Annotated in this window: 6 protein-coding genes and 1 pseudogene; all 7 read right to left on the reverse strand. The window is 77.0% G+C overall.

Annotated features, from left to right (window positions below; genetic code table 11):
• Positions 1-76: 76 nt before the first annotated feature.
• The gene (gene rfaE2 / locus ACTT8P_RS37715) at positions 77-1,444 is read right to left on the reverse strand and encodes a D-glycero-beta-D-manno-heptose 1-phosphate adenylyltransferase (RefSeq protein WP_442836308.1); all 1,368 of its coding nucleotides are present in this window, start codon (positions 1,442-1,444) and stop codon (positions 77-79) included.
• Positions 1,437-2,036, reverse strand: a complete 600-nt coding sequence (locus tag ACTT8P_RS37720) for a D-sedoheptulose-7-phosphate isomerase (RefSeq protein WP_442836309.1) — start codon at positions 2,034-2,036, stop codon at positions 1,437-1,439. Before ACTT8P_RS37720 ends, rfaE2 begins: the two co-directional genes overlap by 8 nt.
• The gene (locus ACTT8P_RS37725; protein ID WP_442836310.1) at positions 2,036-3,253 is read right to left on the reverse strand and encodes a glycosyltransferase; all 1,218 of its coding nucleotides are present in this window, start codon (positions 3,251-3,253) and stop codon (positions 2,036-2,038) included. The genes ACTT8P_RS37720 and ACTT8P_RS37725 overlap by 1 nt, the downstream gene beginning before the upstream one ends.
• The gene (locus ACTT8P_RS37730; protein ID WP_442836311.1) at positions 3,250-4,200 is read right to left on the reverse strand and encodes a glycosyltransferase; all 951 of its coding nucleotides are present in this window, start codon (positions 4,198-4,200) and stop codon (positions 3,250-3,252) included. The genes ACTT8P_RS37725 and ACTT8P_RS37730 overlap by 4 nt, the downstream gene beginning before the upstream one ends.
• A complete protein-coding gene (locus ACTT8P_RS37735; protein WP_442836312.1) occupies positions 4,197-5,189 on the reverse strand; it encodes a glycosyltransferase family 9 protein in 993 nt (330 codons plus the stop codon). The genes ACTT8P_RS37730 and ACTT8P_RS37735 overlap by 4 nt, the downstream gene beginning before the upstream one ends.
• Positions 5,186-5,776, reverse strand: coding sequence for a D-glycero-alpha-D-manno-heptose-1,7-bisphosphate 7-phosphatase (locus tag ACTT8P_RS37740; RefSeq protein ID WP_442836313.1), 591 nt, complete (start codon positions 5,774-5,776; stop codon positions 5,186-5,188). The genes ACTT8P_RS37735 and ACTT8P_RS37740 overlap by 4 nt, the downstream gene beginning before the upstream one ends.
• Positions 5,773-5,993: pseudogene (locus ACTT8P_RS37745) on the reverse strand (transferase); the annotation flags it as partial. The gene ACTT8P_RS37740 and the pseudogene ACTT8P_RS37745, both read right to left, overlap by 4 nt.

Here is a 5,993-nt window from a genome sequence, read left to right on the forward strand (position 1 = left end):
GGCGCGCCGCGCGGCGCGGCCCCCCAGCCGGCGGCCCGGCCCAGGTCGTGGGGGCGGCCGCGCCGGGAGACGACCGTCATCGGACGCCCTCCGCCGCCCGCGCCATCAGGGCCGTCGACGAGCGGCCGTCGAGGTAGGGCAGCAGGACCGCCTGGCCGCCCCACTCCTCGAGCAGCGCGGCCTCGGGGAGGTCGGCGCCGGCGTAGTCGCCGCCCTTGACCCAGACGTCGGGGCGCAGGTCGGCCAGCAGCCGCTCGGGGGTGTCCTCGTCGAAGACGGCGACGGCGTCCACGCAAGCCAGGGCGCGCAGCACGCGGATGCGGTCGGCGACCGGGTTGACCGGGCGGCCCTCGCCCTTGCGGCGGCGTACCGAGGCGTCGGAGTTGACGCACACCACCAGGCAGTCGCCGAGCCGGCGGGCGGCCTGGAGGAGGCCGACGTGGCCGGCGTGCAGCAGGTCGAAGCAGCCGCCCGCCGCGACCACCGTGCCGTGCTGGGCGCGGATCCGGGCGGCCAGGGCGTGCGGGTCGTCGGTGTCGGAGCGCTGCGCCGGCCGCGGCCGGGAGTCGCGCGGCAGGGCGCCCGCGCCGCCCGCGGCGACGAACGCGCTGGCGGCGCCCACCGCGCCCTCCACCGCCTCGCCGACCAGCGTGCCGTCGGCCAGCAGTCCGGCGGCGGTCGCGGCGAACCGGTCGCCGGCGCCGCAGGAGTCGCCGGGGTGGGCGGCGGGCGCGGGCACCAGCAGCGGGTGTTCGCCGTAGGAGAGCAGGGCGCCGCGGGCGCCGAGGGTGACGGCGACGGCGGCCGCCTTCCAGTTGCGGACCAGGTCGGCGGCGATGTGCGCGGCGGCGCGCAGGGTGCCGTCCGGCCGGGCGTCGCCGGGCGCGAAGCCGTGCGCCTCCTTCTCGGCGGGGGTCACCAGACGGGTGCCGGGCACCGGGACGCAGCCGCGCGGGTGCGGGTCCCAGACCAGCGGCGGGTGTTCGGTGAGTTCCTCGCGCAGCGCGTCGGCGGTGCCGCGGCCGTAGTCGGAGACCAGTACGGCGTGCGCGGCGCGCAGTGCGGCGCGGGCCTCGTCGGTGGCGGCGCGGGCGCGTCCGCCGCCGCGGTCGAGGCGGACGACGGGGCGGCCGTGGGCCAGCACCCGGGTCTTCTCCGGCGGGGTGCCGCTGAGCGGCAGCGGGATCAGGGTCAGCCACGGTTCGAGCAGTTTCCGCAGCTCACCGGAGACCGGGTCGTCGCCCAGGCCGGTGATCAGAGTGACGTCGCGGCCGTCGCGGGCGGCGAGGTAGGCGGCCAGCGCGGCGCCGCCCGGCCGGACCCGTTCGGCGCAGTCCGACACCACCGGCACCGGCGCGTCGGGGGCGAGCCGGTCGGCGGTGCCGGTCAGGTCGCGGTCGAGCAGCGCGTCGCCGACGACGACCAGCGGGGTCCGCTCAGGCATGACCGCCCCCTCGGCGGACGCCCCGGTCCAGGGCCGCGTCGAAGGCCGCGCAGATCATGTGCACGGCGACCAGGTGGAGTTCCTGGACGGTCGCCGTGCTGGCGGCGTCCACGCACAGCGCCTCGTCGCTGCCCGCCATCAGCGGGTTGGGGTCGCAGCCGGTCAGCGCCCACACCCGCATCCCGGCGGCGCGGCCGGCGTCCGCGGCGGACAGCAGGTTGGCGCTGGCGCCGGAGGTGGACAGCAGCATCAGCACGTCGCCGTCGCGGCCGTGCGCGCGGACCTGGCGGGCGAACACCTCGTCGACGCCGTAGTCGTTGGCGATGGCGGTGGTGGAGGAGGTGTCGGCGTGCAGCGCGATCGCGGAGAACGGCGGCCGGTCGTCGCGGTAGCGGCCGACGAGTTCGGCGGTCAGGTGCTGGGCCTGCGCGGCGCTGCCGCCGTTGCCCGCGGCCAGCAGCCGGCCGCCGCCGCAGAGTACGGCGGCGAGCCGCTCGCCCCAGCGCTGGGTGATGTGCGCGGAGCCGCGGAACGCGGTCAGCGCGTCCTGGAGTTCGTCGCAGTGCCCGACGACGGGCGGGTGCACGGTCATCACGCCACCTCCTTGGCCAGTTCGTGGTCGGCGAGGGTCAGCCGGTAGACCTGCTCGGCGCCGTCGGCGACGCGCCGCCACGTGTAGTGCTTGAGGACCCGTTCGCGGCCGGCGCTGCCGTAGGCGCGGCGCAGCCGTTCGTCGGGGAGCAGCACCCGGGCCACGTCGGCGATCGCCTCCGGGCTGTGCGGTTCCACGAGCCGGCCGGTGACGCCGTCGGCGACGGAGTCGCGGTGGCCGCCGACGTCGGTGGCGAGCACCGGCACGCCGCAGCCCATCGCCTCCAGCGGCACGATGCCGAACGGCTCGTAGTGCGGGGTGCACAGCACCAGGTCGGCGCTGCCGATCAGGGTCGGCATGTGCTCGGGGTGGACGGCGCCGAGCAGCCGGACCCGGTCGGCGACGCCGGCCCGGCGGGCGATGCCGGTCAGGCGCCGCGCCTCCGGGTCGGTGTCCACCTCGTCCGCGGGCGGGCCGCCGGCCACGACGAGTTCGGCGTCCGGGATGTGGGCGAGGGCCCGGACGGCGTGTTCGTAACCCTTGCGGGGGACCAGCCGGCCGCAGGACAGCAGCCGGTAGCGGTGCCGCCGGGCGGGGGCCTGGCCGGTGTCGGCGCCGGGGCGGAAGTGCTGGGCGTCGACGCCGCAGGGCACCACGGAGACCTGGCGCGGGGGGACGCCCATGTCGCCGAGTTCGACGACCTCGTCGGTGCAGGTGGCCAGCACCCGGGCGCAGGAGCGGCCGAGTTGCCGCTCGATGCCGATGCGTTCGTAGGGGCTGGTGTCCCTCAGGCCCTGGTGGCGGCGCTTGACGGTGCCGAGGGCGTGGAAGGTCTGCACCAGTGGGATGCCGTGCGGCTGTACGCCGATCTGGGCGGCGAGGCCGGACATCCAGAAGTGGGCGTGCACCACGTCGGGCCGGTCCCGGGTGAAGGCGCGGGCCAGGTGGGCGCCGAAGGCGGGCATGTACGGGAACAGGCCGTCCTTGGGCACGGTCTCGGCCGGTCCGGCGGGCACGTGCTCGACGACGGCGCCGCCGGGCAGCGGCACCCGGTCGGGCAGGTCGAGGGAGTCGCGGCGGGTGTAGACCGTGACGTCGTGGCCGCGCCGGGCCAGTTCCTCGCTGAGCCGGGCCACGTAGACGTTCTGTCCCCCGGCGTCGACGCCGCCGAGCGCGGCGAGCGGGCTCGCGTGCTCGGACACCATGGCGATCCTCATCGGGTCACCTCCTTCAGCAGCCGCTCCCAGTCGTCCAGGAAGCGGGACAGCCCGTAGCGGGCGAGGGCCGCCGCCCGGGCCCCCTCGCCGACCGTGCGGGCGTGCAGCGGGTCGGCGAGGAAGTCGCGTACGGCGTCGGTCAGTACGTCGAGGCGGTTGGAGACCACTCCGGCGCCCGGCGGGACCGCCTCGGTCACCTCGGTGGTGGCCAGCGCGACCACGGGCATCCCCAGGTGCATGGCCTCCAGGAGGGACAGGCCGAGGGAGGTCCAGCGGACCGGGTGGACGTAGACGCGGCGCCGGGCGAGTTCGGTGTGCAGGTCGTACTGCGGGACGTCCTGGGCGCGGCAGCGGTCGGGGTCGACGCCGAGGTGCGCGGCCAGGCCCTCGGTGCCCATGCCGAAGACGTCCAGGGGGGCGGCGCGGGCGAAGGCGGGCAGCAGGTCGGTGCCGGTGGTGCGGCCGCGCCGGACGGGTTCGTTGACGACGACGGCGGCGCGGTCGAGTTCGCCGGTCCAGCGCGGGCCGGGGTCGACGATGCCGTGTTCGATGACGGTGGTCTCGGTTCCTTCCGCGTCCCACATCAGCCGGTTGAAGTGGGTGACGTGGACCAGGGTGACGCCGGGGACGCCGGCCGCCGGGTGGCGGGTGTTCGGCACGTCGCCGTCGGGGGCGTTGTGCTCCAGGTACACCAGCGGCGGGCGGCGGCCCAGCCAGCGGTCCACGAGGTCGAGTTCGTGCGGGCGCTGGAGGACGACGAGGTCGATCTCCGCGTCGCGCAGCTTCTCCGGCGGGACCTCGATCACGGACTCGGGCCAGTCCCAGGTGCGGGCCCGGCCCAGGCCGTCGGGGCCGCGGTCGGGGGTGACCGGGACGACGTAGGTGTGCGGGCCCTGCACGAAGGCGGTGGTCCACGAGCCGTGCACGTGCCAGATGAGAATCCTCATGATTTCTCCCCCGCGAGCTTCTCGACGGCGGCCGCCACATCGGTGGCGGTGACGGTGTTCAGACAGGGATGGCCCGGTACCGGGCACTCCCGGGCCCGGCTGTCGGCGCACGGCGCGTCCTGGTCGCCGAGGAGCACGTACGGCACGCCGTACGGCCGCCAGCGCTCGGCCGGGACGACCGGGGCGAACAGCGAGACGACGGGGGTGCCGACGGCGGCGGCCAGGTGGGCGGGGGCGGTGTTGCCGGTGACCACCACGTCGGCGCCGGCGAGGACACCGGAGAGTTCCGGCGCTTCGGTGCGGCCGCCGAGGTCGGTGCCGTGCGCGCCGGCGACGTACGCGGTGAGGTCGCGTTCGTCCGGGCCGCCGGTGACCAGCACCCGGCGCCCGGCGGCGGCCAGTTCGCGGACCGCCTCCGCCGCCCGGTCCGGGCTCCAGGCGCGGGCCGGCACGCTCGCGCCGGGGTGCAGCACGACGTACCGGCCGGGTCCGGTCAACTGGCCGACGTCCGGTGGCTCGTGCACCCGCAGCCGTCCGTCGTCGGGGCGCGGGAACCCGGCCGCCTCGGCCAGTTCCAGCGCCGCCTCGGCCTCGTGGGCGCCCGAGGTGCGGCGGTGGCGCAGGTCGAGCAGGGCGCCGGGGTAGTCCACGCTGTCGGCGGCCAGGTGGCGGACGCCGGCCAGCCGCAGTACCAGGGCGGTGGGCAGCGGGGACTGGTGGAAGGAGGTCAGGATCAGGCCGGTGTCGGCGTCGATCCGGGCGGTGAGCGCGTCGATTCCGGCGCGGTCCACGGCGGGCGGCTCGAACCCGCCCCAGGGCGCGTCCCACACCAGCACCTCGGTCACGCCGGGCAGCAGCCGCGCGGCGGGCGCGCCGCGGCTGCCGCAGAGCAGGGTGACGTGGTCGGCGCGGGCGGCGACGGCCCGCACGGCGGGCCCGGCGAGCAGCACGTCGCCGAAGCTGTCGAGCCGGGTGACGATGGCCCTCATCGCGGCCTCCCGCCCGTGCTGTAGGCGTTCTCGATGGGCCGTTCGTCCGCCAGCACCCGGCCCTTGGGCGGGCCGTGGAGGACCGCGCGTACGGCGGTCAGCAGGTCCGGCGCGAGGTGCTCCGCGGCGGCCGTCTCCGCGGGCCGGGTCGCCTCGTTGGGGACCAGGATGCCGTGCGCGCCGGCCCGGCGGGCGGCCTCCAGGTCGGCGCCGATGTCGCCGATGACGACGGCCTCGGCGGGATTGGTGCAGATCCGGCCGGCCGCCCACAGGATCATCCCGGGCCGCGGCTTGCGGCAGTGGCAGCCGTCGTCGGGGCCGTGCGGGCAGACCGCCCACACGTCGAACGGGCCGAGCAGTTCGTCGACGCGGTGGTTGACGGCGCGTACGTCGGCGTCGGTGAGCAGGCCGCGGGCGACACCGGACTGGTTGGTGACGACGCCGGTGCGGATGCCGTGCGCGCGCAGCAGGTCCAGGGCCTCGCGGGCGCCGTCGACCGGCCGGACCCGCTCCGGGTCGCCGTTGTAGGGGACGTCGTGCACGAGGGTGCCGTCGCGGTCGAACAGCACGGCCTTGACGCCGCTCATGCGGTCACCTCCCGCCAGGCGGGCGCGGACCGGTGCCGCAGCTCGCCGCCGATCCGGTGCCAGGTGGCGGCCGGCGGGATGAGCGCGCTGGTCACCAGCATGCTCGTCACCTCGTCGCGGCTGCGCGGGCCGGGCGCGATGCGGGCCCAGGCGAACTCGGCGGTGCCGGCCGCCCAGCCGAGCCCGGCGAGCGCGGCGGCCCGGGGGCGGCCGGCGG

The sequence above is a fragment of the Streptomyces sp. JW3 genome (assembly GCF_052216785.1).
Classification (GTDB): domain Bacteria; phylum Actinomycetota; class Actinomycetes; order Streptomycetales; family Streptomycetaceae; genus Streptomyces.

Bases quoted from the DNA above. Each gene is read 5' to 3' on its own strand.
- rfaE2 (WP_442836308.1), bottom strand. From the start codon at position 1,444: ATGCCTGAGCGGACCCCGCTGGTCGTCGTCGGCGACGCGCTGCTCGAC.
- ACTT8P_RS37720 (WP_442836309.1), bottom strand. From the start codon at position 2,036: ATGACCGTGCACCCGCCCGTCGTCGGGCACTGCGACGAACTCCAGGAC.
- ACTT8P_RS37725 (WP_442836310.1), bottom strand. From the start codon at position 3,253: ATGAGGATCGCCATGGTGTCCGAGCACGCGAGCCCGCTCGCCGCGCTC.
- ACTT8P_RS37730 (WP_442836311.1), bottom strand. From the start codon at position 4,200: ATGAGGATTCTCATCTGGCACGTGCACGGCTCGTGGACCACCGCCTTC.
- ACTT8P_RS37735 (WP_442836312.1), bottom strand. From the start codon at position 5,189: ATGAGGGCCATCGTCACCCGGCTCGACAGCTTCGGCGACGTGCTGCTC.
- ACTT8P_RS37740 (WP_442836313.1), bottom strand. From the start codon at position 5,776: ATGAGCGGCGTCAAGGCCGTGCTGTTCGACCGCGACGGCACCCTCGTG.